Here is a 25,003-nt window from a genome sequence, read left to right on the forward strand (position 1 = left end):
GGTCCGGGCCTGTCCCCTCAGGAGGGGTTCCTGCTCAGCGCCAGAGTGGTGATGTCGTCGGACTGCTCGGCGGCTCCCACGAACGTGCGCACCGAGGTGTCGACCGCCGCGAGCAGACCGGAGGCGTGCCCCCCGGCCCCGCCCAGCACCTCCTGGAGGCGGGGGGTGCCGAACAGGCCGTGGGCGGAGTTCCTGGCCTCGACCACCCCGTCGGTGTAGGCGAACAGCGCGTCGCCGGGCCCCAGCTGCACGTGACCCAGGGTGTAGGAGCTGTCGGCCAGGATCCCGACCGCGGGCCCCGTCGGCGGCAGCATCGTCTGGCGGCCGTCGGCCCGCACCACGACGGGCGGATTGTGCCCGCCGTTGATGTAGACCAGGTCCCCGGAGTACGGGTCCAGCACCCCGAAGAACATCGTCGCGAAATACGCCTGCTTGATGTGATTGCGGGCCATGTACCGGTTGGTCCCGACCACCGCCTGGATCAGCGGCCCCGCCCCCAGCGACAGCAGGGGCAGCGCGGACTCTCCCGGCGAGCCGTCCAGCGCCAGGGCGGCGTCGTCGCTGACGTCCTGGACGAACCCGGTGTGCTCGGCCGTGTGCCGGAGCAGCGTTCTGATCAGCGCCATGAACAGCGCCGCCCCCACGCCCTTGTCGCACACGTCGGCCACCACCAGCGCCAGCCTGCGCCCGTTGACGAGGGTGAACACGTCGTAGAAGTCGCCGGCCACCTGCCGGGCCGGCCGGAAGCTGGCGGCGATCTCCCATCCGTCCAGCCTCGGCAGTGACTCCGGCAGGAACCCGGCCTGGATGTCGCGGGCGATGCGCAGCTCGCGCTCGTACTCCCGCAGGCTGGCCAGCGCCGCCATCTCCTCCACCGTGGTGCTGAGCTGATAGCGCTCCCAGCAGGAGTTCGCCCTGCTGCGCAGCAGGCCGGGCAGGAACGGGCGGGTCACGTAGTCGAACCCGCCCCGCACACACTCCTCCAGCGCGGCGATGTCGTCGTCGGGGAAGGCCACGATCGTGGGCATCCGCCCGTCGACCAGGAACCGCTGGCTGACCAGCGCCATCCGCTGCAGCCCCAGCGCCGCCGAGATCAGCAGCAGATCGGGGTGCGGGTGGCGCAGGACCAGGTCGTCCGGGACGGCGAGCTGGACGTCGAAGCCCTCTTCGCGCAGTGCCCCGTCGAGTTCGAGCACCGCGGTGGACGTGGGGTTAGCGGGCTCGGCAACCACCAGAGCCGTCGGCATTCGCGCCTCCAAGCAGTCGCATGATCAGGGTGTTGCGGTTGCGTCCGCCGACGTACTCGTAGCGGAACTCGTCCACCTTGCCCATGGCGAGGAGCAGCCCGTAGCCGCCTTCCTCGCGCAGCGCGGGCGGCAGCGCCAGCCGAGGCGCGGGATCGTATCCGGCGGGATCGAACGGCGGAGCGTCGTCCTCGATGCTCACCTGCAGCCGGTCGTCCTCGATCTCCCCGGACAGCTCCACGACGCCGGCCCCGCCCCGGTAGCCGTGCTGGGCGATGTTGGTGGTGATCTCGTCCGTCGCCAGGCGCAGCCAGTACGCCTGGCGGGAGGTCAGCCCCGCCCCGTCTGCCAGCGCCTCGATGAAATCGGCCACCACACCCGGCAGGGACACGTGCTGGACATCGATCTTGAGCCGGCAGGCGAGCATCACTGCATCACGATGCTGCGGTCGAAGCCGGTGAGCCGGATCGTCTCGGCCACCTCCGGATTGGTCCCCACCAAGGTGATCTCCGAGCCGCGCGGCAGCTTCTGGTGCGCGAACACCAGGCAGCGCACCCCCGCCGACGACATGTACGTCAGCTCGTCGAGGAGCAGCACCAGCTTGCCCACCTGCCGCCCCACGGCCTGCGACACCAGTTCGTTGAGCTCGGGGGCGGAGCTGCCGTCGAGCTCGCCGGCCAGCCGGATCGTGGCGGTGTCGCCCTCCACGCTCATCTTCATCCTGAAGGACATGACATGGTTCCCTTCGCTAATGCGTGACCAAGATCGCGACGCTTCTGGGGCCGATGGACAACTGTGACTGGTTGGCCAGCGGCGGTTCCGAGCCCGGCTCGAAGGCGTCCATCGGCGGGGCGGCGGCGGTGTCGGCGAACAGGTGCCAGGCCTGCCCGCGCGGCGCGGGCGGCAGTTCGAGCGTGTGCGACTCCCAGTGGGAGTTGGCGGCGACGTAGACGCAGTCGTTCCCGCCCCCGTCGAACAGCGCGGCCAGCACCCGCGAGTGCGCCGACCAGTCCGGTGACCAGGCGCTCACGCCGTGCCAGTGGACCGATCCGGGAGAGCCGCCCCTCAGCACCGGGTGCGCCCGCCGGAAGGCGATGGCGTGCCGCGTGAAGCGGAACAGGTCGGCGTTCTCCTCCCGCAGCCCCCAGTCGAGCCACGTGACCGGCCCGTCGTGGCAGTAGGCGTTGTTGTTGCCGAGCTGCGTGCGGCCGAGCTCGTCGCCGGCCAGCAGCATCGGCACGCCCCGGCTGGCCAGCAGGAGCAGCAGCGCGTTGCGCTGCTGCCGGGCGCGGAGCGCCAGCACCGCCGGGTCGTCGGTCACACCCTCGTGCCCGCAGTTCCAGGAGTTGTTGGCGTCGTCGCCGTCCCTGTTGCCCTCGCCGTTGCCCTCGTTGTGCTTGTGGTCGTACGAGACCAGGTCCCGCAGCGTGAACCCGTCGTGTGAGGTGACGAAGTTGACCGTGGCCGCGGCGCCCCTCCGGCTGTACATGTCGGGCGAGCCGACCATGCGGGTGGCCAGCTCCCCGGTGACGCCGATATCGCCCTTGACGTATCTGCGCACCGTGTCGCGGTAGCGGCCGTTCCACTCCGACCAGCGGCTGTAGTGGGGGAAGCTGCCCACCTGGTAGAGCCCGGCGGCGTCCCACGCCTCCGCGATCAGCTTGCGGTCGCGCAGGATCGGGTCGTACGCCAGCGACTCCAGCAGCGGCGGGTTGTGCAGCAGCTCGCCGTCGGACCCCCGCCCGAGGATCGCCGCCAGGTCGAACCTGAAGCCGTCCACGTGGCACTCGGCGGCCCAGTAGCGCAGGCAGTCCAGCACGAACCCGCGCACCACCGGATGGTTGCAGTTGAGCGTGTTGCCCGTGCCGCTGAAGTTGTAGTAATGCCCGTCGGGGGTGAGCATGTAGTAGGTGGCGTTGTCCAGTCCCTTGAAGCTGATCGCCGGGCCGCGCTCGTCGCCCTCCGCGGTGTGGTTGAACACCACGTCGAGCAGCACCTCGATGCCCGCCCGGTGCAGCTCCTTGACCATGTGCTTGAACTCGTCGACCTGCATGTGGTCCCGGCCGGTGGCCGCGTAGGACGCCTTGGGGGCGAAGAACCCGATGGGGCTGTACCCCCAGTAGTTGACGCCGGTGAACACGTTGTCGGTCTCGTCGAACTCGAACACCGGCATCAGCTCGACGCAGTTGACCCCCAGCTCCAGCAGGTACGGGATCTTCTCCACGAGCCCCGCGTACGTGCCGGGCGCCGCGACCCCGGAGGAGTCGTGCCTGGTGAAACCGCGCACGTGCAGCTCGTAGATCACCAGGTCCTCGTGCGGCAGGTGTGGCGGGCGGTCGTCCTCCCAGTCGAAGTCGTCGAGCGTCACCCGCGACCTGTGCCGGTAGGGGCCGTGACCGGTCAGCATCCTGGCGTACGGGTCGCTGAGCACGAGGTCCGGGTCGAAGCGGTGGCCCTCCCACGGCCGGCGGGGGCCGTCCACGCGATAGCCGTACTCCAGGCGCTCGACGTCGAGGCCGAACACGGTCATCGCGTAGACGCTGCCCACCCGGAACGTCTCCGGGAAGGGCAGCTCGGCCATCGGCTCGGGCTCGCCCTCCCGATAGAGCACCAGCGTCACCGAGGTGGCGTGGTTGGAGTAGACCGAGAAGTTGACGCCCCCGGGCACCCGCGTGGCGCCGAACGGCAGCGACCGCCCAGCGCGCACGGGGTATCCGGCGATCCGCTGCGTGGGGTAAGCGTCGATCGGCTCCAGGATGGTCATACAGTCAACGCCTCCACGCCCTGCTCCACCGACTCGACCACGGTGAAGAACCCGAGGAAGCCGGTCGCCTCCATGATCGCGCGCACGTCGGGGGACAGGCCCGTCAGCGCGAGGCGTACCGTGCCGTGCTGGGCCTGCCGGTAGACCAGCAGGAGCACCCGCAGCCCCGCGCTCGACATGTACAGGGTCCGGGACAGGTCCAGGACCACCAGCCCGTCCTCGGGGAGGAGCGCCCGCAGGTCCTGCTGGACCTGGGGCGAGGTCTCGCTGTCCAGCTGGCCGTCCAGGCTGATGACGGTCACCCCGCCGCGCAGCTCTTTCCGCAGTCGCATGGCCATGTCACTCCTTCACGGGCGCGAGATGGGCGCGCACCGTCATCGGCGAGGCGGAGTCGGGCAGCTTCACCGTCATCGCCGCGGCGTCGAAGAGCTGGTACGGCGAGCCGTCCACCTCCACCCACTCCAGCCGGACCCGGCCGGGCGGCAGCGCGTCGGGCGCCACCCGCAGGACGCGGTCGGTGAACCCGTCGGGCCGCGGCCGGAACCACAGCGTCAACGGCTCCTTGTCGATCAGCAGCCGCTGGTAGACGGTCGCCAGGAAGCACAGCTCGGCCGCGTGGCACATGCTCATCGAGTGGCTGCCCTTGAACCGCTCGTTGCCGAGCAGGTACGGGTGGCCGTCGGCGAGCACGTTGAAGTAGATCCCGCCCTCGTCGTGGTCGAGGAAGAAGGCGCTGTAGAAGGCGGCCGACTCCCGTGCCCTGCGCGTGAACTCCTCCTCGCCCACCAGCCCCGCCAGGATCTGGTAGGCGAGGATCGCCTGCTCCTGCTGCCACCAGGCCTTCCTGTCGTGCCAGACGAACCGGTGGACGTGCTGGCCGGGGGCGAGCCTGCGCTCGACCACGTCGTACCAGCCGCCGCGCTGCGGGTCGCTGCCGAAGCCCGGCATCTTCTCGCCGATCTCGGTCGCCAGCGTCCGGTAGCCGTCCTTGGGCCGGATCGACATCATCCGCATGAGGTTCCAGGCGATCTTGAGGTTGTGCCCGACGACCGCCCGGTCCTGCTGCCAGTGCCAGGTGGTGTCCGGCGTCCAGTCGGCGTGGAAGCGCTCCTGGACGTACGGGCTGTCCTTCCTGGGCATGTGCTTGGCGATGAGGTCGAACGTCTCCTCGAGCATGTCGGCGTGCCGCTCGTCGCCGGTGGCCAGGAACAGGTTGATGAGGTAGGCGGGGGCGTGGTCGCCGACGGAGTTCCAGTTCTTCCTCGACCGGTTCGGGCCCAGCGACTCGTGGTGCGGGCTGAGCAGGATCGGGTCGATGTGCGAGTAGTACCCGCCCCGCTCGGGGTCGCGGAAGAACTTCTTGAACAGCCGCAGCGTGCCGTCGATGTCGGAGGCGATGCGCGGGTCCCCGGTGAGCCGGTAGAGCTGGGTCGGGCCGGCCAGGGCGTAGATCTGCTCGTACATCGGGATCGCGTCGTAGTCGTCGCCGAACTCGGAGGTGAACAGCTTGCGCTCGACCCCGTCGCGCACGTCGATGCCGTGGTACCAGTACACGACGTCCTCGTCGCGGTCCACGAAGCGCATGTGCTCGCGCAGGTAGGCGGTGCCCTGCTCGGCCACCTCCAGGAAGTCCTCCTCGCCCGTGAGCATATAGGCCGAGGACATCCCGTAGATCATCCGGGAGATCGTGTCGGTCTCCTGCACGTCCTGGCCGGCCTTCTCGCCGCCCAGCCGCAGCATGGTCCGGTAGGCGGAGTAGTCGATCGGGCCGTCGGCCCCGAACTGCGCCTTGCGGTAGAACCTGCCCAGCTCGCGGATCTGCTTGACCCACCAGTCGGGCTGCTCGAAGGCGTACTGGCCCGGCTGCCTGCCCAGGAAGATCAGCGTCTTGGCCTCGATCGTGTAGGCGCCGTTCTCGTGGTAGAAGATCCCCTTGACGAACACGTAGGTGCCCGGGGTGAGCAGCTGCTCCAAGTGCGCCGAGGCGTCGAGGTACGGCTCCGAGAGGTTGCGCACGAACTCGGCGGAGGTGGTGCCGGTCAGGCGCACCCGCACCGGCCGCCCGTCGTTGGTGCGCAGGCTGATCTCGCCGTGCTCGAAGCCGGTGACGTAGCCGGCCACCAGGTCGGAGAAGGTGAAGTCGGGCCGGTAGACCGTCTCGGAGCCGCGGTCGGCGGCCACCAGGTCGATGATCATGCGGGCGAAGGCGGCGCAGTGCTCGGCCGTCCGGCCGGTCACCAGGTCGCGGTCCACCACGACGTCCTGGTCGGTGTAGACGGCGCCCATGTTGCGCACGTCGCCGACCAGGTTGTTGTGACACGTCACGCGGCGGCCCTTGACCGCCTCGGCGATGGGCGCCGCCAGCCAGAGGCCGTGGCAGATGATGCCCTTGACGATCCGGTGGTCGTCGAAGGCCTCCTTCAGCAGCCGTACGGCGGGGGCGAGCTCGTGGACGTCCTCGGTGTAGCGCAGCCGGTCCGAGACCATGCCGGACGGCACGATCAGCACGTCGATCCGGCTCAGGTCGGCGCTCTCCAGGTCGCCGCTCACCGTGAACGGCTCCTTGAACTCATGGCCGTGGAAGGTCAGCGAGTCCTGTCCCCACAACCGCGTGAGGAACTCGACCCGCGCCCCCTCCTCGGTGAAACGCCGCTGGTAGTAGTGGAGCTCCTGCTCGACGTAGTCGCTCTCCATGAGGATCGCGACGGTGCGCCCGGCCAATCGCTTCTCACGCACGGTGTACCTCTCAGGTGGTAATCAGATCGACGAGGAACGGCCCCGGCGTCGCCAGCATCCGCTGGACCGCCGCCTCCACCTGGGCGGGCTTGCTCACCTTGACGCCGGGGACACCCAGGCTCGCGGCCAGCTTCACGAAGTCGATCTGGGGATGGGACAGGTCGAAGCCCTGGGGGTGGGGGTGCGCGGCGATGCCGCGCTCGCGCCAGTACTGTTCGAGGTTGTCGTCGAGCAGCTGGTAACGGCGGTTGTCGCAGATCACGAAGCGGGCGGCCACGCCGTACCGGACGGCGGTCCAGAGGGCCTGGATGGTGTACATGCTGCCGCCGTCGCCGGTGAAGGCCACCACCTCGTCCTCGGGGCGGGCCAGCTTGATCCCGATCGCGCCGGGGATGCCGACGCCGAGCGAGCCGCCCCTGGTCTGGAAGTAGGTGCCGGGCCGGCGCGGCGGGAGCCGCCTGAGCAGCGCGGGGGCGGAGGTCAGCGCCTCGTCGAAGACCACCAGCCTGTCACCGGCCCGGGCGGCCAGCTCGCCGGCGAACAGGTCCATCATGGTCTCGCCGTACACCTCGGCCGGCTCGCGGGCCGACTCGAGGGGGGACTCGGGGCGGGCGGGGCCGAGCAGGCGGGCCAGCGCCGCCAGGGTCGGCTTGGGATCGGCGACGAGGGCGACGTCGGCCGGCAGGTTCTTGGCGATCTCGTAGTCGTCCAGGTCGATGTGGACGATCTTCGCCGCCTCCGGGAAGGGGCTGGTCAGCAGCGGGAACACCTCGGGGAAGAGGTACGTCCCGACGACGAGCGCGGCGTCGGCCCCGGCCAGCGCGGCGGCGCTGTGCTCGCCGAACATGTGCCCGAGGTCGCCCCGGTGCAGCGGGTGGGTGGTGTCGATGGTCAGCTCCGAGGAGTTCACCGTCCACACCGGGGCGCCGAGCGCCTCAGCCACCCTGGCCAGCTCCTCCTGCGCGCCGGACACCGAGACCCCGTCCCCGGCCAGCACCACGGGCCGCCGGGCGGCGCGCAGCACCGCCGCGGCCCGCTCCAGCTCCTCAGGCACGGGCACCGTCGCCCGGCTGGGGATCGTGCTGGCCACGGCGGGCTCGTCGGTGTCCTCGTCGAGCACGTCCATCGGCAGTGCCACGAAGACGGGCCCGCGCGGCGGCGTCATCGCGATCTTGACCGCGCGCCGCAGCACCCTCAGTACCGAGCCCGGGTGGGTCACCCTGGTCGCGTACTTGGTCACCGGCCGGGCCATCGCCACCAGGTCCACCGCCATCTGGCCGTCCAGGGCCTCGTACCGCACCCCTGCCTCGCCGGCGATCACCACCAGCGGCGAGTGGCCGCGCTTGGCCTGGTAGAGCAGGCCGACCCCGTTGCCGAGGCCGACCCCGCTGTGCAGCTGGACCAGCGCGGGCCCGCCGGTGGCGCGGGCGTAGCCGTCGGCGATGCCGAGCGCCGCCGACTCCTGCAGCGCCAGCACGTACTGGAAGCCCGGCGTCTCCTCCAGCACGTCCAGGAACCCCTGCTCCACGGTCCCCGGGTTGCCGAACATCACCGAGATGCCGTCGGCCGCGAACTGCTCGAAGATCGCCTCTTTGGCGGGACGGGTCGCCATGGTCACCAGCCGTAACGGCGCAGGCCGGACTCGAGCACCTCGACCAGCTTCTCGCCGGACAGGTACGAGTCGGGGGTCGAGCGGCCCGTCACGAACGGGTGGTCCACGATGACCGACGTCTCCTTGCCCACGTTGCCGTGGTAGCGGCCGTCGGGCGCGGTGGCGTCGCGCAGGATGTACTCCAGCGGGTACGGCGGCGGCCCCATGTTGAAGTCCACTCCCAGGAAGCCCGTGCCGTCCTTGTAGTCGTACTCCTTGCAGTGGCCCGTCACGTGCTTGCCGCGCAGGATGCTCGCACGGTCCTCCCAGTCGCGGGCGAAGGCCAGGCAGGCGACGCCGTAGCACTCGGCGAGCACCGGCTTGTCCGCCCGGACGAAGGAGAGGATCAGGTCGTGCACCCGGCCGTTGTTGGCCAGGTCCACGATCGGGCCGCTGCCGCCCACGAGGACCAGGGCGTCGTACTTCTCGACGTCCCGGTCCAGCCGGCCGAGCTCCCGGTAGTAGGCCTCGACCTTGCGGAGGTATCCGTCCTCGCTGTTGTAGGGGCGTTCGGGGATCCACTCGGCGAGGCTGACCGGGGAGTCCAGCCGGTCCGACTCGTCGAGCTGCCTGGCGGCCACCGCCACCTCCGGCGTGGTCACGGAGCGGCCCAGCGGCGGATCCACGTACCCGGGGTCGAGACTGGGCGGCAGTGCCCGCGCGCGCTTGCCGGTGGGGGTGGCGAACACGCTCCGGTAGCCCTGCCGGTCGAAGGCGGCCAGCGGGCCGACGAGTTCCTCTCCCCAATATCCGTACTCGGAGAGAACAATAAGAATGGTGCGCGTCATGCGTGGATTCAAACAATATGTGGTTTTCCAGGACAAGCCCGGCCCGCCTATTCCGTCAAGTCCGTGAAAGTCGCCGGCACTTCGTCAGGTGCCGGGGGCGGTCGCCCGGAAAATGACGGAACAATGGCCTTAGCCGATTCTGGGGGTCGTGATGCCCGAGCAGCGGCGGCCGGTTCTGCTGGCCGTGGACGACGACGATCACGTGCTCCGCGCGGTGCGGCGCGATCTGTCCCGCGCCTACCAGGAGCGCTACCGGGTGGTGGCGTCGAGGTCGCCGGTGGAGGCCATGCGGATCCTCGACCGGCTGCGCGAGCGTCGTGAGGAGGTCGCGCTGATCCTCTCCGACCAGCGCATGCCCGAGATGACCGGGATCGAGTTCCTGGTGGAGGCCGGCCGGCGCTTCCCTGCAGCCCGCCGCGTCCTCCTGACGGCCTACGCCGACACGAGCGTCGCCATCTCGGCGATCAACGAGGTGCGGCTGGACCACTATCTCGTCAAGCCGTGGGAGCCGCCGGAGGAGCGGCTCTACCCCGTGCTCGACGACCTGCTGTCGGACTGGGAGTCCGCCCACGAGCCCCCGTACCAGGGGATCCGCCTGGTCGGCCACCGGTTCGCGCCCGCCACGCACCGGCTGCGCGACCTGCTGACCCGCTACCGCCTGCCGTTCAGGTTTGAGGAGGCGGAGCCGGGCGCACCGGAGGTCCCCGAGGTCGTGCTGCCCGACGGGCGCCGCATGGCCCGCCCCGGGCACGGCGAGGTGGTGGCGGCCCTGGGCCTGGCGACGGAGCTCAGCCATCCGCACTACGACGTGGCGATCGTCGGAGGCGGCCCGACCGGGCTGGCCGCGTCGGTCTACGCCTCGTCCGAGGGGATGGCGACGCTGCTCATCGAGGCGTACGTCCCGGGAGGCCAGGCCGGCACCTCCAGCCGGATCGAGAACTACCTCGGCTTCCCGTCCGGCATCTCCGGCGTCGATCTGACCAACCGCGCGATGGCGCAGGCCCGCAGGTTCGGCGTGGACGTGCTGGCCCCGGTCGAGGCCAGGCGGCTGAGCCGGGCCGGCCGGGCCTGCGTGCTGAACCTGTCCGACGGCAAGGAGATCACCGCGGCCACCGTGCTGCTGTCGCCGGGCCTGTCGTACCGCGGTCTCGACGCCGAGGACGCGGCCCGCTTCGAGGGGGCCGGAATCTACTACGGCGCGGCCCTGACGGAGACCGAGTCATGCGTGGGGCGGCAGGTGTGGATCGTGGGCGGCGCCAACTCCGCCGGCCAGGCGGCGCTGCACTTCTCCCGGCACGCCTGCCACGTCACCATGGTGGTGCGCGCGGACAGCCTGGCCAGCGGCATGTCCGCGTACCTGGTGGACGAGATCGCCGCGACGGGCAACATCACGGTCATGACGAACACCCGCGTGGTCGCCACCGGCGGCGCGGACCGGCTGGAGCGCATCACGCTGTGCGACACCCGCAGCGGCGAGCTGACCACGCGGGAGGCCGAGCACGTCTTCGTGTTCATCGGCGCCCGGCCGCGCACCGAGTGGCTGGACGACCTCGTGCGCAGGGACGCCCACGGCTTCCTGCTGACCGGCCCCGACCTCGGTCCGGTGGCGGGGCTGGCCAGCTGGGACCTGCCGAGGCAGCCGTTGCTGCTGGAGACGAGCGTGCCGGGCGTGTTCGCCGCCGGCGACGTGCGCGCCAACTCCGTCAAGCGGCTGGCCTCGGGTGTCGGCGAGGGCGCCATGGCGGTGTCGATGATCCACCGCTACCACTCGGAGAGCTGACCCCCTACTCGGGGACCCGGGCCAGCGGCAGCCGCACCACGAACCGCGTGTCGCCCGGCCGCGAGTCGACCTCCATCGTGCCGCCGTGCCGCTGCGCCACGATGTCCATGCTGACGTGGAGCCCGAGACCGGTCCCCTTGCCCAGATCCTTGGTGGTGAAGAAGGGCTGGAACACGTTCGGCAGCGCCTCGGCGGGGATGCCGTGTCCCGTGTCGCGGAACTCCACCACGGCGTGGTCGCCCTCCCGCCTGGTGCTGATCGTCAGCTCGCCCTCGCCGCCCATGGCGTCCACGGCGTTGTCGATGAGGTTGGTCCAGACCTGGTTGAGCTCGCTGGGGAAGGCCTGGAGGTCGGGGACGCCGCCGTACTCCCGGCGTACGCGGATGTTGCGCAGCTTGGGCGCCATGAGAGCGAGCGTGGCCTCCAGGCCCTCGCGCAGGTCGGCGTCCCGCTGGGGCGCGCGGTCCAGGTTCGTGTACGCCGAGGTGCGCCGTACCAGCTCCACCACCCGCTCGGCGGCCTCGGCCGCGTCGCCGGCGAGCGTCCGGATGCGCAGCACCGGCACCAGGTACGCCAGCGCCGCGGCGAGCGCGTCCGGCCGCAGCCCGGCGGCCAGCTCGTCGAGCGCGGCGCGGTCCACACCGTGTTCGGCGAGGTCGTCGGCCAGCTCGACGGCCCGGTCGGGGCCGAGGCCCTGTTCGCGGAGCCAGTCGGCGACGTCGTCGGCCGCCTCCGCCTCGGCCAGCGGGTCCAGCGCGGCCCCGGAGCCCACCCGGTCCTGGAACCCCGCGACGAGCCGCACCTCGGTCTCCTCGCCCGTGCGCCCCCACTCGACCGCGGTGGCGGCCAGCCGGGGCGCGAGGTCGCGCAGCTCCCGCGCGGCCCGCAGCGCGGCCGCCGCCGGGTTGTTCAGCTCGTGGGCCAGGCCGGCCGCCAGCATGCCCAGCCCTTCCAGCATGCGGCTGCGCCCGGCCTGGCGCTCCATGGCGTTGATGCGCCCGGCCAGCACCGGCAGCAGCACCCGGCAGACCTGCGGGCAGCGCTCCAGCATGTCGAAGAACGCGTCCTTGCCGTAGGCCACGACCCGCGCCGGCCCCACGGCCAGCGCGGTGGCCAGGTACTCGTCGCTGGTGAGCAGCGGGAGCTCGCCGATGAACTGGTGCTCCAGCGCGTCGCCGAGGTGCCGGGTGAGCACCTGCTCCCGCCCGCCGACCAGCTTCGAGACCACGATCTCGCCGTCCAGCAGGATGTAGAAGCCGTCGGCCGGCGCGCCCTCGACGAACAGCGCCTGCCCGTCGCCGAGCTCCCTGACGGTCCCGGCGCACGCGAGCCAGTCGAGCTGCGCGTCCGACAGCCCCGCGAACAGCTCGATCGCGGAGAGCCGGGCGGTCAGCCATGCGGGCGCAGGCACAGTTCCTCCGATTCCCGTCCATCCAGGCCGCCCAGCAGCCGGTACGCGTGGGCCACCGACACCAGCGTGACGTGGTGGTGCCAGCCCTGGAAGGAGCGGCCCTCGAAGTGCTGCAGGCCGGACTCGGCGGCGACCGAGGCGAGCACGGACGCCGCCCTGTTGCGCAGCCCGACCAGTCCCGCCAGGTCGGACACCCGGTTGCGGCCCAGGTCGGTCAGCCACATCGCCCGCGCCCCCGAGCGCGGGTACCAGCGGTGGCCCTGCCCCTGCTGTTGGTACAGGGGCCGCGTGCCCGCCTGCCCCTGCACCACCTGCAGCCGGGGCCGTAACGGCTCCAGCACCGGGCGGGCGGGCAGGCCGGACCCGCCGGCCGGCAGCGTGCCGGGGGAGACGCGGACGAGGTAGGGCAGCCCGCGCTCGGCGAGCCCGGCGAGGAGGAGCTCCACGCCGGGCATCGACCTGCCGTCCACCACGATGGGCGCCGGAGGCAGCCCCCAGTCGACCACCATCTCGTCGACGGCCTGCAGCAGGTGCCGCCAGTGCGGCCGGCTGTGCTCGTGGGCCGGTACGCGGGCCCGGCTGCGCAGGCCGTCGTCCTCGTCCCACGAGCGGGGCAGCAGCAGCCGCCAGTTGACCGGGCAGCCGCCGTCCTCTCCCACCATCACGACCGCCAGGCCGATCTGGCAGTTGAGGAGGCGGCCCGCGGAGTTGGCGAACTGCCGCGCCACGCCCACCGACTTGGACCCGTTCTTCGGGAAGACGACCTCCTCCAGCACCCACGCCTTCGGGCGGATCGCCTCGACGAGCAGCTGGGCCAGGCGCTGCCGTACGGGCGCCCAGTCCCAGGGGCTCTGGTTGATGAACTGCTGGAGGCACTGGTCGACGGGCCGCCCCACGACGTGGTTGGAGATCCGGCGGATCGACTTGCGGCCCGGGACGGAGACCAGGCCGTGGACGTAGACCTCGCCCCATCGGCGCTGATCGGAGCGGAGGAAGGACGTGAACAGGTCCTCACAGAAAGGAGAGAGCCAAAACTCTCGCGAATGCAAATCCGAGTAGATGGCCATGCGACCAACCCCTATAAATTGAACATCCCCCTTTCCTCGAATTATTGAAATGTTCCGGGCCGGCTGACAGGACGAGGTTGTGCTGGCACTCTCGCTGCCACTTATGAGACTTCTACCTGTGGGACTTCTACCCAGAGGTACGGACGAGGTCGGCCGCGCGCTCGCCGATCATCACGACCGTGGTGTGCGGATGCGCGTTGACCAGCGAGGGCATGACGGAGGCGTCGGCCACGCGCAGCCCCTCCACGCCGCGCACCCGCAGCCGGGGGTCGACCACGGCCGAGGCGTCGGTGCCCATCCGGCAGGAGCCGGCGAAGTGGTAGTACGACCCGGTGTTGGCCTTCACCCAGGCGCGCAGTTCCTCGCGGGTGGTCACGCCGGGCCCGGGGGCGACCTCGGCCAGCCCCCACCGGCCGGTGAACGCCTTGGTGCGGTAGATGTCCCGGGCGACCTCCACGGCGGTGACCGTGCGCTCCAGGTCGACCGGGTCGCCGAAGTAGTTGGCGTTGATCCGCGGGTAGGCGGTCGGGTCGGTGCCCGCCAGCCGTACCCATCCCCGTGAGACCGGCGACACCAGGCCGGTCAGGCTGAGGATCACGTGCGGGTCCACCAGCTCCCGCACCGGCGCGACCGGCTGGCCGGTCTGCACGCGGCGGATGACGTTGGCGAAGAACTTCTCGCCGAACGGCGCGCGGTGCACCAGCGCGACCTCCAGGTCGGGGACGGGCAGCCCGTCCTGCGACCCGCAGAAGAGCGCGACCTCGGTCACGTTGCCGCGCGGGTCGTCGCCCGGCTCGGCCAGGTAACCGATCGGCCCGATGACCAGCGGGTGGTCGTGGAAGTTGGCCCCGACCCCGGGCAGGTCGGCCACGACCGGGATGCCGAGCTCGGCCAGGTCGCCGGCCGGGCCCAGGCCCGACAGCAGCAGCAGCTTGGGCGACTGGATGGCGCCCGCGCACAGCACCACCTCGGCCTCGGCCCGCGCCGTGTGCGTGCGGCCCTCGCGCAGGTACTCCACGCCGACGCAGCGCGTCCCCTCGAACAGCAGCCGTGCCGCGAGGGCCGCGGTCAGCACCGTGAGGTTGGGCCGGTCGAGCGCGGGATCCAGGTACGACTCGCGGGCGCCCCTGCGCCGGCCGTCCTTGATGTTCACGTGGTGCCAGCCCGCGCCGAACAGGCCCGCGTTGAAGTCGTCCAGGCGCGGATGGCCGAGCTCGACGCAGGCCTCGATGAACGTCTCCGACACCGGGTTGCCCGTCTCGCCCGCGTCGGCCACGGTCATCGGGCCGTCCTTGCCGGCCAGCGGGTTGTGCCCGTCGCGCTGGTCCTCCAGGCGCTGCAGCCACGGCAGCACGTCGTCGAAGGACCAGCCGGGACACCCGTGGTAGGCCCAGTCGTCGTAGTCCTGGGGACGGCCCCTGGTGTGCATCATGTGGTAGATGTTCGAGGTGCCGCCCAGGCCCCGGCCGGCGGCCGAGTAGACGCGGTTGCCGTCCAGACCGGGCTGGGGCTCGCTCATGTACGCCCAGTCCAGGTCGGTCAGCAGCACCTCGTTCCACCGCCACGGCGTCGTTACCGCGTCAGTGACCTGTGCGTCGCCCGCCTCGAGGAGGAGAACGGAGGCGTCGGGATCCTCGCTGAGCCGGGCGGCCACCACCGATCCGGCCGCGCCGGCGCCGATGACGATGTACCTGTAGCTGTCTGGCACGGTCGGCTCCTTCATGTGAGCAGGTCGGCCGCGCGCTCCCCGATCATGACGGTGGCGGCGGCGGTGTTGCCCGCGGGGATGGACGGCATGATCGAGGCGTCGGCGACGCGCAGCCGCTCGACGCCGTGCACGCGCAGCGCCGCGTCGACCACGTCCAGCGGGTCGCGACCCATGCGGCAGGTCCCCACCGGATGCCACACGGTGGTCGCGGTGGCGCGGACGTAGGCGGGCAGGTCGGCGCCGTGGCCGGGCGCGCTCTCGCGGTCGTGCAACGAGCACATCGAGCTGCTGTGCGCCAGCTCCCTGGACAGCTCGATCCCGCGCACGAGCGCCGCCAGGTCGGCCGGGTCCTCGAGGTAATGGGGGTCGACCAGGGGCGCGTCGGCGGGGTCCGCCGACCGCAGGGCGAGCCGGCCCCTGCTGCGCGGCCGCGCGAGCACGGGGGCGAAGGTGAAGGCGGGCCCGTCGACGCGGTACTCGTCGGCCACGAACTGCACGGGGCCGAACAGCATCTGGAGATCGGGGTCGTCCGGTGGGAACAGCCCCGCCTCCGCCAGCAGCTCGGGCAGCGGCAGGATCGACCGCGCGGCGTAGGCCACGCCGAGGATGAGGTGGTCGTGCAGGTTGGCGCCCACGCCGGGCAGGTCGGCGGCGACCGCGAGCCCGTGCTCGCGCAGGGCCTCGGCCGGGCCGATCCCGGAGAGCATCAGCAGCTTGGGCGTGGCGAGCGCGCCGCAGGAGACGATCACCTCGGCGCTCGCCCCGGCGCGGTGGAGCGCGCCGTCGCGCAGGTACTCCACGCCCGTGGCCGTCGTGCCGTCCAGCAGAACGCGGGTCGCCGTCGCGCCGGTCTCGACGGTGAGGCGGGGATGGCCGCGCAGCGGGTCGAGGTAGGCGGACGCCGTGCTCGATCGCTGGTTGTCCTTCGTCCTGGTGGACTGGTAGGCGAAGGCGCCCTCCTGCGCGGCGCCGTTGTAGTCCCAGTCCTCCCCGCCGGGGAAGCCCAGCTCGGAGGCGGCCTGGAGGAAGGCGCGCGACACCTCCGACATCGACGACAGGCGGGCCACCTTCATCGGCCCGTCCGCCCCGTGGTACGGCCCGGCGCCCTCCTCGTAGTCCTCGGCCCGTTTGAAGCAGGGCAGCACCTCGTCGTACGACCAGCCCTCGTTGCCCTGGGCGGCCCAGCCGTCGTAGTCGCGGCGGTTGCCCCGGACGTACAGCATGGCGTTGACCGAGCTGCCGCCGCCCAGCACCTTGCCCTGGGGCAGCGGGATCGTCCGCCAGCCCAGCCCGGCCTGCGGGACCGTGACGTACGGCCAGGTGACGGCGGGGTCCTGCCACAGCGAGGCCATGCCGGGGATGCCCGTCTGGCGGATGGCCGCCAGGCCGGCGTCGCCGCCGGACTCCAGCAGGAGCACGCGTGCCTCGGTCCGCTCGACGAGCCTGGCGGCGACGACCGCCCCGGCCGCGCCGGCGCCCACGACGATGTAGTCGTATTCCCTCTTCTGGTCACCGGCGGACATCAGCGGCTCTCCGGCCCGATGACCCAGTGCTCGGTGACGGCCATCCGGTGCACGTACCTCGGCTCGACCAGCGTCTCCATGTCGGCCACGACCTTGGCGTACTCGGGCGAGGCGAGCGCGGCCTCCATGGCGTCCCTGTCGTCGAACCACAGGAGGTGGGCGGCGTCGAGCACCGCCTCGCCGATGGCGTACGCGCCGTCCCTGACGTGGCACTGGAGGTATCGGCGCAGCCCCGGCACCTGCGCGACCAGTTCGGCGTGCGGGCCGAGGTCGGCGCTCCTGAAGTCGGCCAGCGGCAGCCCTTCCTTCCGCTTGACCAGCACGATCAGCTTCACGCCCGACGGCGGGGCGAGCTCGGGCCCCGGCACCAGCTCGTGCGCGTCGGTGTCGAGCACGAGCGTGCGCCAGAACGCCGCCCAGCGCGGCTCGTCGGCCCGCGCGCCCTCCAGGAACTCGGGCGTCTGCAGCGACTCGAGCTGCTCCCGCTCGTCGCGCAGCCAGATCTCCGCGACGCCGCTCCACAGCGGCTCGCCCTCGTCGGGCCGGAGCGGGATCCGGGTGTCGATCAGGTATTTCCTGATCTGCGGGATCTTGCTCGCGTACCGGACGGCGTGCACGTTCAGCCAGTACTGCTGGAACTCCTCCTCCGTCATCCCGGGCTTGGGCGCGGCGAAGATGAGTTGATGGATCACGGTGTTCTCCTCCGTCACTCGGTGTGTCCGACGCTAGGAGCGCGCATCCGCGCCGGGAAGCGGGCCCGGCGGCGCCGCGCTGACAAAGTCAAGTACGGTGCGGCACTTGGCCAGGTGCCGCTACGGCAGCGAGACCGACTGCGCGTGCCGGAAGACGTTGCGGGGGTCGTAGGCCGCCTTGACCTGCTGGAGCCTGGCGTAGTTGCCCTTGTAGTACAGCGTCTGCCACGGCACGCCCGAGCGGTTGAACGCGGGGTCGGTGATGTCGGGGTCGGGGTTGTTGATGTAGCAGCCGTCGGCCTGGTCGCCGGGCACCGGGTAGCCGCCGGTGGCCGCCCACACCGAGCCGTACAGGTCGCGCAGCCAGCCGATGTTGGCGGCGTCGGCGGCCGGGTCCTGCCACTGGGTCTCGAACAGCGTCCAGAACGCGGCGTCGCGGTGCGCCAGAGCGGTCCGCGTGGCGGGGACGGCGTTGATCGCGCCGCCGCTGAACCCGGCCAGGGTCACCGCGGCCGCCGGGTTGGCGAAGTCCGTACGGGTGAGCGCGTCGTACATCGCGCCCGCCTGCTCGGCCGTGTACGAGCGCCGCAGGTAGGCCGACTTGGAGGAGCCGCGCAGCGTCGGGTTGATGAACGAGGGGATGCTGGCGGCGATCAACTTGACCGCGCGCAACCACGGGAGCCGCTGCGCCGGCTGGGCCGCCACCACGGCGTCGACGCCGAGTCCGGCGGTCAGGGCCCCCAGGTAGTCGCCGAGGATCCGCGCCGCGTCGGGGGCGGTGGCGTCGACCTGGGTCAGCAGGAAGACGTTTCCGCTCGAGCGGTGCGCCAGCGACGCGACGCCGGACAGGATCCTGGCGGGGGAGTCGGGCGCGGCGTGTCCCTCGTACCAGGCGCCCCAGTTCGTGACCAGGGTGGCGAACTTCGTGCGGTCCAGCATGCTCCACGGGATGCCGACGGCGCTGAGCAGCACGTCCTTGGGCGGGTTGACGAGCAGGCGGCTCGGGTTGGAGCCGGTCGTGCCCGGCGTCCGGAACCAGAAGCGGGTGACGATGCCGAAGTTGCCGCCCCCGCCGCCGGCGCACGCCCACCACAGGTCGCGGTTGGGGTCGCCCGGATCGCGCGAGGCCGTCACGGCGCGGGCGGTGCCCGAGCGGTCCACGACCACGACCTCGACCGCCGCCAGGTGGTCGATCACGGCCCCGAGCTGCCGGGACAGGAAGCCGTACCCGCCGCCGGTGGCATGGCCGCCGATGCCGACCGTGGGGCACATCCCGCCGGGGATGGTCACGCCCCACTTCTTGAACAACGTGTCGTAGACGCCCGACAGCCGGGCGCCGCCCTCGACCGCGAACGCGCCCCGCTGCTGGTCGAAGTACACCTCGTCCAGCCCGGACAGGTCGATGACGACGTCCACGTCGGAGTTGAACACGAACGGGGCCAGGCAGTGGCCGCCGGACACCACCGAGATCCGCTTGCCCGCGTCGACCGCCTCCTGCACCGCGGCGACGACCTGGGCGGTCGAGCTGACCACGCGCACATAGTCGGGCGCGCCGACCCAGCGCTGGTTGTAGCCCACGGTCAGCTCCTGGTAGCGGGGGTCGGCAGGGTACACGGTGACCGGACCCGTGACCGGTCCGCCGGATGACACGGCGGCTCCGGCGGGGGACGCGGGCAACGTCACGGCACCCGCCACCAGCGCGGCGCCACCCAGTAATCCCCGCCTCGACGGACGTTCCATGATCGCTCCTTCTGGAGATTCTCCACGTGGGAGCCCTCCGTGCGGTTCCGCGGAGGGTGATCGTCAGGACATCCTCATGGTGTCCCGGCCTCCTGCGGATGCCGCGAAAAAGGATCGGAGTCCGTTACCTCCGGCCGCCCACCTCACGAAGAGGGCGGCGGACGTCACGAAGTACGTGCTCGGCGGGGGCCGAGGCCTTCAGGCGGCGGGGGCCTCGGGCAGGGAGTCGAGCCAGTCGAGCAGGCGGGCGCATTGGCGGGTCATGACGTCGGGGTCGCGCAGGGCGTTGGCCAGCAGGGACATGCCCTGGTAGGCGCCCACCAGCGTCAGGGAGAGGTCCCAGGGGTCAGGCCGGCCGAGCTCGCGGAACTGGCGCTCGACCCAGTCCAGCAGCAGCCGGATGACGCGGCCGGCCTCCGCGTCCAGGCCGCCCTCGGGGCGTTTGTCCAGCTCCGCGGCGAGCGTCCCGGTCGGGCAGCCGTAGCGGGCCGCGAGGTCGCGCTGGCTGGCCCACCCCTCCACGAGGGCCTTCAGCCGCTCCCTCGGGTCGTCGAGCCCGTCCAGGCGGTCGGTGAGGAGCCCCAGCTGCCGCGCGTGCTCGGCGAGGGCGGCGGCGACCAGGTCGTCCTTGGTCTTGAAGTAGTAGTACACGTTGCCCACGGGGACGTCGGCGGCGTGGGCGATGTCGGCGATGGTGGTGCGCTCCGCCCCCTGCCGGTGCACGACCTGGGCGGCGGCGGCCATCAGCCGCTGGCGCTTGGCGGCCGCGGTCCTCGCCCGCGAACCCGTTGAGTCAGTCACCTGACTAACTATATGCGGCGGAGCCGTGCTATGGTCTCCCTCAAGTGAGTCAGCCGACTAACTAACAACCGGAGAGATCATGATCGTTGTCACGGGAGCCACGGGGAACGTCGGGCGGACGCTGGTCCGGCTGCTGGCCGAGGCGGGGGAGCAGGTCACCGCCGTGTCCCGCCGCATCACCGACGCCGACGTGCCGCAGGGCGTGCGGGCGGTCGCCGCGGACCTGGCCGACCTCGGCAGCATGAGCGCGGCGCTGGAGGGCGCGGACGCGGTGTTCCTCCTCACGGGCGGCGACCTGTTCGCCGTCGAGCCCAAGGAGATCGTCGCCGCGGTGAGCGGGCCGGGCAGGATCGTCCTGCTCTCCTCGCAGGGCGTGGTGACCCGCCCGGACAGCGCGTCCCACGGCCGCTTCGGGGCGGAGGTGGAACGCGCGGTCGTCGACTCGGGAGCGCGGTGGACGATCCTGCGGCCGGGCGGATTCGCCTCCAACAGGTACGCCTGGGCCGGGTCGATCCGCGCGGACCGCACGGTCGCGGCGCCGTTCGGAGACGTCGGGCTGCCGATCATCGACCCCGACGACATCGCCGCGGTGGCCGCCGCCGTGCTGCGGGAGCCGGGCCACGACGGCCGGACCTACGAGCTCACCGGGCCGGAGGCGGTGACCCCGCGGCAGAACGCCGAGGCCATCGGCCAGGCGATCGGCGAGCCGGTCGCGTTCGTCGAGCAGACCCGCGAGGAGGCCCGCGCGCAGATGCTGGCGTTCATGCCCCCGCCGGTCGCGGACACCACGCTGGACATCCTCGGCGAGCCGACCGAGGCCGAGCGGCGGATCAGCCCGGACGTCGAGCGCGTGCTCGGCCGGGCCCCTCAGCCGTTCGCCGCCTGGGCCCGGCGCAACGCCGCCGCCTTCCGCTGAGCCCCGCCCACGCGGGATCATGCCCTCCATGGACGAGACGGTGCTGACCGACGACGGCGTGCGGCTCTGGGCGGTGCGGAGCGGCGAGGGCCGTCCCGTCGTCTTCTGTCATGGCGGGCCGGGCCTGTGGGACACCTTCGAGGACGTGGCCGGGCTGCTGTCCGGCGTCGCGGCCGTCCACCGGTGGGACCAGCGCGGCTGCGGTCGCTCGCAGCGGGTCGGGCCGTACTCGACGGCCCGGACGGTGGCGGACCTCGACGCCGTCCGCCGCCACTTCGGCCTGGAGTCGATGGTGCTGCTCGGCCACTCGTGGGGCGCCCAGCTGGCCCTGCGGTACGCCCTGGACCACCCCGAGCGCGTACGCGGCCTGGTCTACGTCTCCGGCACGGGCATCGACCCGGGCGACACCTGGCGCGAGGAGTACCGGCTCCGCCTGCGCGGCGCGGTGAGCGGGGACGTGGAGCGCTGGGCGGCGCTGGAGAGCCGCGAACGCACGGCCGCCGAGGACCGTGAGTTCGCGGTGCTGCAGTGGACGGCGGACTTCGCCGACCGCGGCCGGGCCATGGAGCACGCCGAACTCATGGCGACCCCCTGGCTCGGCGTCAACTTCGAGTGCAACGCCGTCCTGAACGCCGAGGGCAGGCGCGACTGGGGCACACCCGCGTTGCGGGACGCCTGCGCGGCGCTGGCGGTGCCGGTGCTGATCATCGACGGGGCCGAGGACATCCGGCCCCGCCGGGCGGTGGACTCGCTGGAGCGGGCGCTGCCGGACGTCTCGCGGGTGACCCTGCCGGGCGCCGGTCACCTGCCCTGGGTCGAGGATCCGGAGGGTTTCCGGGCCGCGGTGGGCGCGTTCGTGGCCGGCAGGGATTAGAGGGGTGGGTCAGGGGAGGGCGAGCATGCGGTCCAGGGCCGCCCGGGCCCAGTGGGCGGTGTCCTCGTCCACCGTGATCTGGTTGACGACCTCCCCGAGCACCAGGGACTCCAGGGCCCACACCAGGTGCGGCAGGTCGATCCGGTTCATGGTCGAGCAGTAGCAGACCGTCTTGTCCAGGAACGAGATGCTCTTGTCGGGGAACATCTGCGCCAGCCGCTTGACCAGGTTCAGCTCGGTGCCGATCGCCCAGCTGGAGCCCGCGGGGGCCGCCTCCAGGGTCTGGATGATGTGCTCGGTCGAGCCCACGTGGTCCGCCTTGAGCACGACCTCGTGCCGGCACTCCGGGTGCACCAGGACGTTCACGCCGGGGATGCGCGCGCGCACGTCGTCGACCGACTCCGCCGTGAAGCGGCCGTGCACCGAGCAGTGGCCGCGCCAGAGGATCATCCTGGCCCGCTCCAGCTGCTCCTGGGTGAGGCCGCCGTTGGGGCGGTGCGGGTTCCAGACGACGCAGTCCTCCAGGGACATGCCCATCTCCAGCACCGCCGTGTTGCGGCCCAGGTGCTGGTCGGGCAGGAACAGGACCTTCTCGCCGCGCGAGAACGCCCAGTCCAGGGCGCGGCGGGCGTTGGAGGAGGTGCAGACCGCACCGCCGTTCCTGCCGCAGAAGGCCTTGATGTCGGCGCTGGAGTTCATGTACGTGACCGGGATCACCTGATCGGCCAGGCCGGCGTCCTCCAGGGCCTCCCAGCACTCCTCGACCTGGTCGAACGTGGCCATGTCCGCCATCGAGCAGCCGGCCGCCAGGTCCGGCAGCACCACCCTCTGGTGGTCGCCGGTCAGGATGTCGGCCGACTCGGCCATGAAGTGCACGCCGCAGAAGACGATGAACTCCGCCTCCGGCCTGGCCGCCGCGAGCCGGGCGAGCTTGAACGAGTCGCCCGTGACGTCGGCGAACTGGATGACCTCGTCGCGCTGGTAGTGGTGCCCGAGCACGAACAGCCGGTCGCCGAGCGCCTCCTTCGCCTTGCGGGCCCGTTCCACCAGGTCGGGGTCCGAGGCGGGCGGCAGCTCGCCCGGGCACTCGACCCCCTTCTCGCTGTGCGGATCGGCGCCCTGGCCGAGGACGTAGAGCGGCAGCCCAGTCTGGGTGGCCATGGCCAAACCCCCTTATCGTCGAAGTGACGATACTCATCATGACATATGGGGGATACCTCCTTATTACGGGGGGCGGCGGCCCCGGGAATGTGTGGCATGGGCCAGGTGTTGGTAGCGTCATTAGTAGGACGTCGGAAACAGACAGCCGGGTTAGGGAGTCAGCAGATGACGGTTGAGAGCAGCGAGACCACGGCGCAGGGCCTGATCCTGACTGACGCGGCCGCCGCCAAGGTCAAGAGCCTGCTTGAGCAGCAGGGTGAGGAAGGTCTGCAGCTGCGGGTCGCCGTGCAGCCGGGTGGTTGCTCCGGCCTGCGCTACCAGCTCTTCTTCGACGACCGGTCGATGGACGGCGACGTGGTGTCGGACTTCGGGGGAGTCAGCGTGGTCACCGACCGCATGAGCGCTCCCTACCTGATGGGGGCCTCGATCGACTTCGTCGACACGATCGAGAAGTCGGGGTTCACCATCGACAACCCCAACGCCACGGGCTCCTGCGCCTGTGGTGACTCCTTCAACTAGTCGGTGGCCGCCGGGTCCCGCTCGCCTTTGTGCGTGCGGGACCTTCGCGTATTCTCGTGGGGCTCATAGGCCTGCTGACAACGAGGAAGAAGAATCCCGTGCGCATCGCCGTTACCGGCTCAATCGCGACAGACCACCTGATGACCTTCCCAGGAAGCTTCGGCGAACAGCTCATCGCCGAGCAGCTCGATCGGGTGTCACTCTCGTTCCTGGTCGATGACCTTCAGATCCGTCGTGGCGGCTGCGCCGCGAACATCGCGTTCGGCATGGCCTGCCTCGGCCTCAAGCCGGTTCTCGTGGGAGCCGTCGGCAACGACTTCGCCGACTACCGCTCGTGGCTGGAGCGCCACGGCGTCGACTGTGACTCCGTGCACATCTCGGAGACCCAGCACACCGCGCGCTTCCTGTGCACGACCGACCAGCACCACAACCAGATCGCCTCGTTCTACACCGGGGCCATGGCAGAGGCCCGGCTGATCGAGCTGAAGCCCGTCGCCGACCGTCTGGACGGCCTCGACCTGGTGCTGATCAGCCCCAACGACCCCGACGCGATGCTGCGCCACACCGACGAGTGCCGCCAGCGCGGCATCCCGTTCGCCGCCGACATCTCCCAGCAGCTCGCGCGCATGGCCGACGAGCAGATCCGCCAGCTCGTCGACGGCGCCGCCTACCTCTTCTCCAACGACTACGAGAAGGGGCTCATCGAGCAGAAGACCGGCTGGTCCGACGAGGAGATCCTGCACCGGGTCGGCGTCCGGATCACCACGCTCGGCCCCAAGGGCGCCGTCATCGACCGCAGGGGCGAGCCGTCCATCCACGTCGCCCCCGCCCCCGAGCTGGGCAAGGCCGACCCCACCGGCGTCGGCGACGCCTTCCGCGCCGGGTTCCTGTCGGGGCTGGCCTGGGGGCTGCCGCTGGAGCGCTGCGGCCAGGTCGGCAACCTGACCGCCACCCACGTGCTCGAGCGCGTCGGCGGCCAGGAGTACGAGCTCGGGCAGCAGGTCTTCCTCGAGCGGTTCGCCGCCGCGTACGGCAAGGAGGCCACGGCGGACATCGCCGATCACGTGCGCTGCTACCACCCGTAGGCGCCGCTCGGCCGCCCCGGCCCGCTGTGAGCGGCCCCGGGGCGGCCCGCACGGCTCAGCTCCTCGCGTAGACGTGGTGCAGGAACTCGGCGAGCTTGTCGTCCGGCAGGTGCTTGGCCAGGTCCGCCTCGGTGATCATGCCGACGATGCGGTTGTCCGACAGCACGGGGAGCCGCTTGATCTGGTGCTGCTCCATCAGCGTGAGCGTCTCGTCCACGGACGTCTCCGGGGTGACGAAGACCAGGCCCCCGGCCAGCTCGCCCGCCGTCGTCCTCGAGGGGTCGTGCCCCGAGGCGATGCACTTGACGACGATGTCGCGGTCGGTGATGATCCCCTTCACCCGCTCGTCGGGGCCACACACGGGCAGTGCCCCCACGTTCATGTTGCGCATCAGCTGGGCCGCCCGGTCGAGCGTCTCGTGCGCGCCGATGCACTCGGCCCCCGGATGCATCACGTCACGGGCGGTCTCGTGCGGATGTCCTCTGGTCATGGCTTCCCCCCGAAAGTCGGTGACTTCGTACGGGAAGCCTCTACCCCACTTTC

The 25,003-nt window shown here is 71.4% G+C and carries 22 protein-coding genes; 5 read left to right on the forward strand and 17 right to left on the reverse strand.

Annotated features, from left to right (window positions below; genetic code table 11):
* Positions 1-17 precede the first annotated feature (17 nt).
* Genes AB0J87_RS08300 through AB0J87_RS08335 form a run of 8 tightly spaced genes read right to left on the reverse strand, consistent with a single transcriptional unit; the run spans position 18 to position 9,183 of the window.
* Entirely contained in the window at positions 18-1,247 is a 1,230-nt protein-coding gene (locus AB0J87_RS08300; RefSeq protein WP_363963434.1) for a SpoIIE family protein phosphatase, read from the reverse strand.
* Positions 1,213-1,671 carry an ATP-binding protein gene (locus AB0J87_RS08305; protein ID WP_363965023.1) on the reverse strand — a complete coding sequence of 153 codons (459 nt, stop codon included), beginning with the start codon at positions 1,669-1,671 and terminating at the stop codon, positions 1,213-1,215. The genes AB0J87_RS08300 and AB0J87_RS08305 overlap by 35 nt, the downstream gene beginning before the upstream one ends.
* Positions 1,671-1,976, reverse strand: a complete 306-nt coding sequence (locus tag AB0J87_RS08310; protein WP_350728893.1) for an STAS domain-containing protein — start codon at positions 1,974-1,976, stop codon at positions 1,671-1,673. Before AB0J87_RS08310 ends, AB0J87_RS08305 begins: the two co-directional genes overlap by 1 nt.
* A 16-nt stretch (positions 1,977-1,992) precedes the next feature.
* Positions 1,993-4,008, reverse strand: coding sequence for an alpha-amylase family glycosyl hydrolase (locus tag AB0J87_RS08315; protein WP_363963437.1), 2,016 nt, complete (start codon positions 4,006-4,008; stop codon positions 1,993-1,995).
* The gene (locus AB0J87_RS08320; RefSeq protein WP_355191502.1) at positions 4,005-4,340 is read right to left on the reverse strand and encodes an STAS domain-containing protein; all 336 of its coding nucleotides are present in this window, start codon (positions 4,338-4,340) and stop codon (positions 4,005-4,007) included. The genes AB0J87_RS08315 and AB0J87_RS08320 overlap by 4 nt, the downstream gene beginning before the upstream one ends.
* Before the next feature lie 7 nt (positions 4,341-4,347).
* A complete protein-coding gene (locus AB0J87_RS08325; RefSeq protein ID WP_363963439.1) occupies positions 4,348-6,744 on the reverse strand; it encodes an AGE family epimerase/isomerase in 2,397 nt (798 codons plus the stop codon).
* 10 nt (positions 6,745-6,754) lie between these two features.
* Positions 6,755-8,356 carry a thiamine pyrophosphate-binding protein gene (locus tag AB0J87_RS08330; protein ID WP_363963441.1) on the reverse strand — a complete coding sequence of 534 codons (1,602 nt, stop codon included), beginning with the start codon at positions 8,354-8,356 and terminating at the stop codon, positions 6,755-6,757.
* Positions 8,357-8,358: 2 nt separating this feature from the next.
* Entirely contained in the window at positions 8,359-9,183 is an 825-nt protein-coding gene (locus AB0J87_RS08335) for a type 1 glutamine amidotransferase domain-containing protein (protein WP_363963443.1), read from the reverse strand.
* Between the two features lie 151 nt (positions 9,184-9,334).
* On the opposite strand from AB0J87_RS08335, the gene AB0J87_RS08340 reads away from it, so the two are divergent.
* Positions 9,335-10,963, forward strand: coding sequence for an FAD-dependent oxidoreductase (locus tag AB0J87_RS08340; RefSeq protein ID WP_363965025.1), 1,629 nt, complete (start codon positions 9,335-9,337; stop codon positions 10,961-10,963).
* A 4-nt stretch (positions 10,964-10,967) separates the two neighbouring features.
* Here the strand turns inward: AB0J87_RS08340 and AB0J87_RS08345 are convergent, their stop codons facing one another.
* The 7 genes from AB0J87_RS08345 to AB0J87_RS08375 all read right to left on the reverse strand — a co-directional run bounded on the left by AB0J87_RS08345 (position 10,968) and on the right by AB0J87_RS08375 (position 19,905).
* Positions 10,968-12,374: an ATP-binding protein gene (locus AB0J87_RS08345; RefSeq protein WP_363963445.1), complete on the reverse strand. Its 1,407-nt coding sequence runs from the start codon at positions 12,372-12,374 to the stop codon at positions 10,968-10,970.
* Complete coding sequence (locus AB0J87_RS08350; protein ID WP_355191511.1) at positions 12,353-13,441, reverse strand: transposase; 1,089 nt, start codon at positions 13,439-13,441, stop codon at positions 12,353-12,355. Before AB0J87_RS08350 ends, AB0J87_RS08345 begins: the two co-directional genes overlap by 22 nt.
* A gap of 127 nt (positions 13,442-13,568) precedes the next feature.
* Positions 13,569-15,149, reverse strand: coding sequence for a GMC family oxidoreductase N-terminal domain-containing protein (locus AB0J87_RS08355; RefSeq protein ID WP_355191513.1), 1,581 nt, complete (start codon positions 15,147-15,149; stop codon positions 13,569-13,571).
* Positions 15,150-15,160: 11 nt separating this feature from the next.
* Positions 15,161-16,672, reverse strand: coding sequence for a GMC family oxidoreductase N-terminal domain-containing protein (locus tag AB0J87_RS08360; RefSeq protein ID WP_363963448.1), 1,512 nt, complete (start codon positions 16,670-16,672; stop codon positions 15,161-15,163).
* A complete protein-coding gene (locus tag AB0J87_RS08365; RefSeq protein ID WP_363963450.1) occupies positions 16,672-17,364 on the reverse strand; it encodes an EthD domain-containing protein in 693 nt (230 codons plus the stop codon). The genes AB0J87_RS08360 and AB0J87_RS08365 overlap by 1 nt, the downstream gene beginning before the upstream one ends.
* A 120-nt stretch (positions 17,365-17,484) precedes the next feature.
* Positions 17,485-19,104, reverse strand: coding sequence for a BBE domain-containing protein (locus AB0J87_RS08370; RefSeq protein ID WP_363963452.1), 1,620 nt, complete (start codon positions 19,102-19,104; stop codon positions 17,485-17,487).
* A 198-nt stretch (positions 19,105-19,302) separates the two neighbouring features.
* Complete coding sequence (locus AB0J87_RS08375; RefSeq protein ID WP_363963454.1) at positions 19,303-19,905, reverse strand: TetR/AcrR family transcriptional regulator; 603 nt, start codon at positions 19,903-19,905, stop codon at positions 19,303-19,305.
* A 79-nt stretch (positions 19,906-19,984) separates the two neighbouring features.
* Here AB0J87_RS08375 and AB0J87_RS08380 point away from each other — a divergent pair, with 79 nt between their 5' ends.
* The gene (locus tag AB0J87_RS08380; protein WP_363963456.1) at positions 19,985-20,821 is read left to right on the forward strand and encodes an NAD(P)H-binding protein; all 837 of its coding nucleotides are present in this window, start codon (positions 19,985-19,987) and stop codon (positions 20,819-20,821) included.
* Between the two features lie 28 nt (positions 20,822-20,849).
* Positions 20,850-21,695: an alpha/beta hydrolase gene (locus tag AB0J87_RS08385; RefSeq protein ID WP_363963458.1), complete on the forward strand. Its 846-nt coding sequence runs from the start codon at positions 20,850-20,852 to the stop codon at positions 21,693-21,695.
* 9 nt (positions 21,696-21,704) lie between these two features.
* On the opposite strand, the gene nadA is transcribed toward AB0J87_RS08385, so the two are convergent.
* Positions 21,705-22,856: a quinolinate synthase NadA gene (gene nadA / locus AB0J87_RS08390; protein WP_350728921.1), complete on the reverse strand. Its 1,152-nt coding sequence runs from the start codon at positions 22,854-22,856 to the stop codon at positions 21,705-21,707.
* A 165-nt stretch (positions 22,857-23,021) separates the two neighbouring features.
* Between nadA and erpA the strand changes: the two genes are divergently transcribed.
* Positions 23,022-23,375 carry an iron-sulfur cluster insertion protein ErpA gene (erpA, locus tag AB0J87_RS08395; RefSeq protein ID WP_192792115.1) on the forward strand — a complete coding sequence of 118 codons (354 nt, stop codon included), beginning with the start codon at positions 23,022-23,024 and terminating at the stop codon, positions 23,373-23,375.
* Positions 23,376-23,473: 98 nt separating this feature from the next.
* Positions 23,474-24,460 carry a carbohydrate kinase family protein gene (locus tag AB0J87_RS08400; protein WP_363963461.1) on the forward strand — a complete coding sequence of 329 codons (987 nt, stop codon included), beginning with the start codon at positions 23,474-23,476 and terminating at the stop codon, positions 24,458-24,460.
* A gap of 55 nt (positions 24,461-24,515) precedes the next feature.
* On the opposite strand, the gene AB0J87_RS08405 is transcribed toward AB0J87_RS08400, so the two are convergent.
* Positions 24,516-24,950, reverse strand: a complete 435-nt coding sequence (locus tag AB0J87_RS08405) for a CBS domain-containing protein (protein WP_350728925.1) — start codon at positions 24,948-24,950, stop codon at positions 24,516-24,518.
* Positions 24,951-25,003: the final 53 nt, after the last annotated feature.

This window comes from Nonomuraea sp. NPDC049625 (genome assembly GCF_040675285.1).
Classification (GTDB): Bacteria; Actinomycetota; Actinomycetes; order Streptosporangiales; family Streptosporangiaceae; genus Nonomuraea; species Nonomuraea angiospora_A.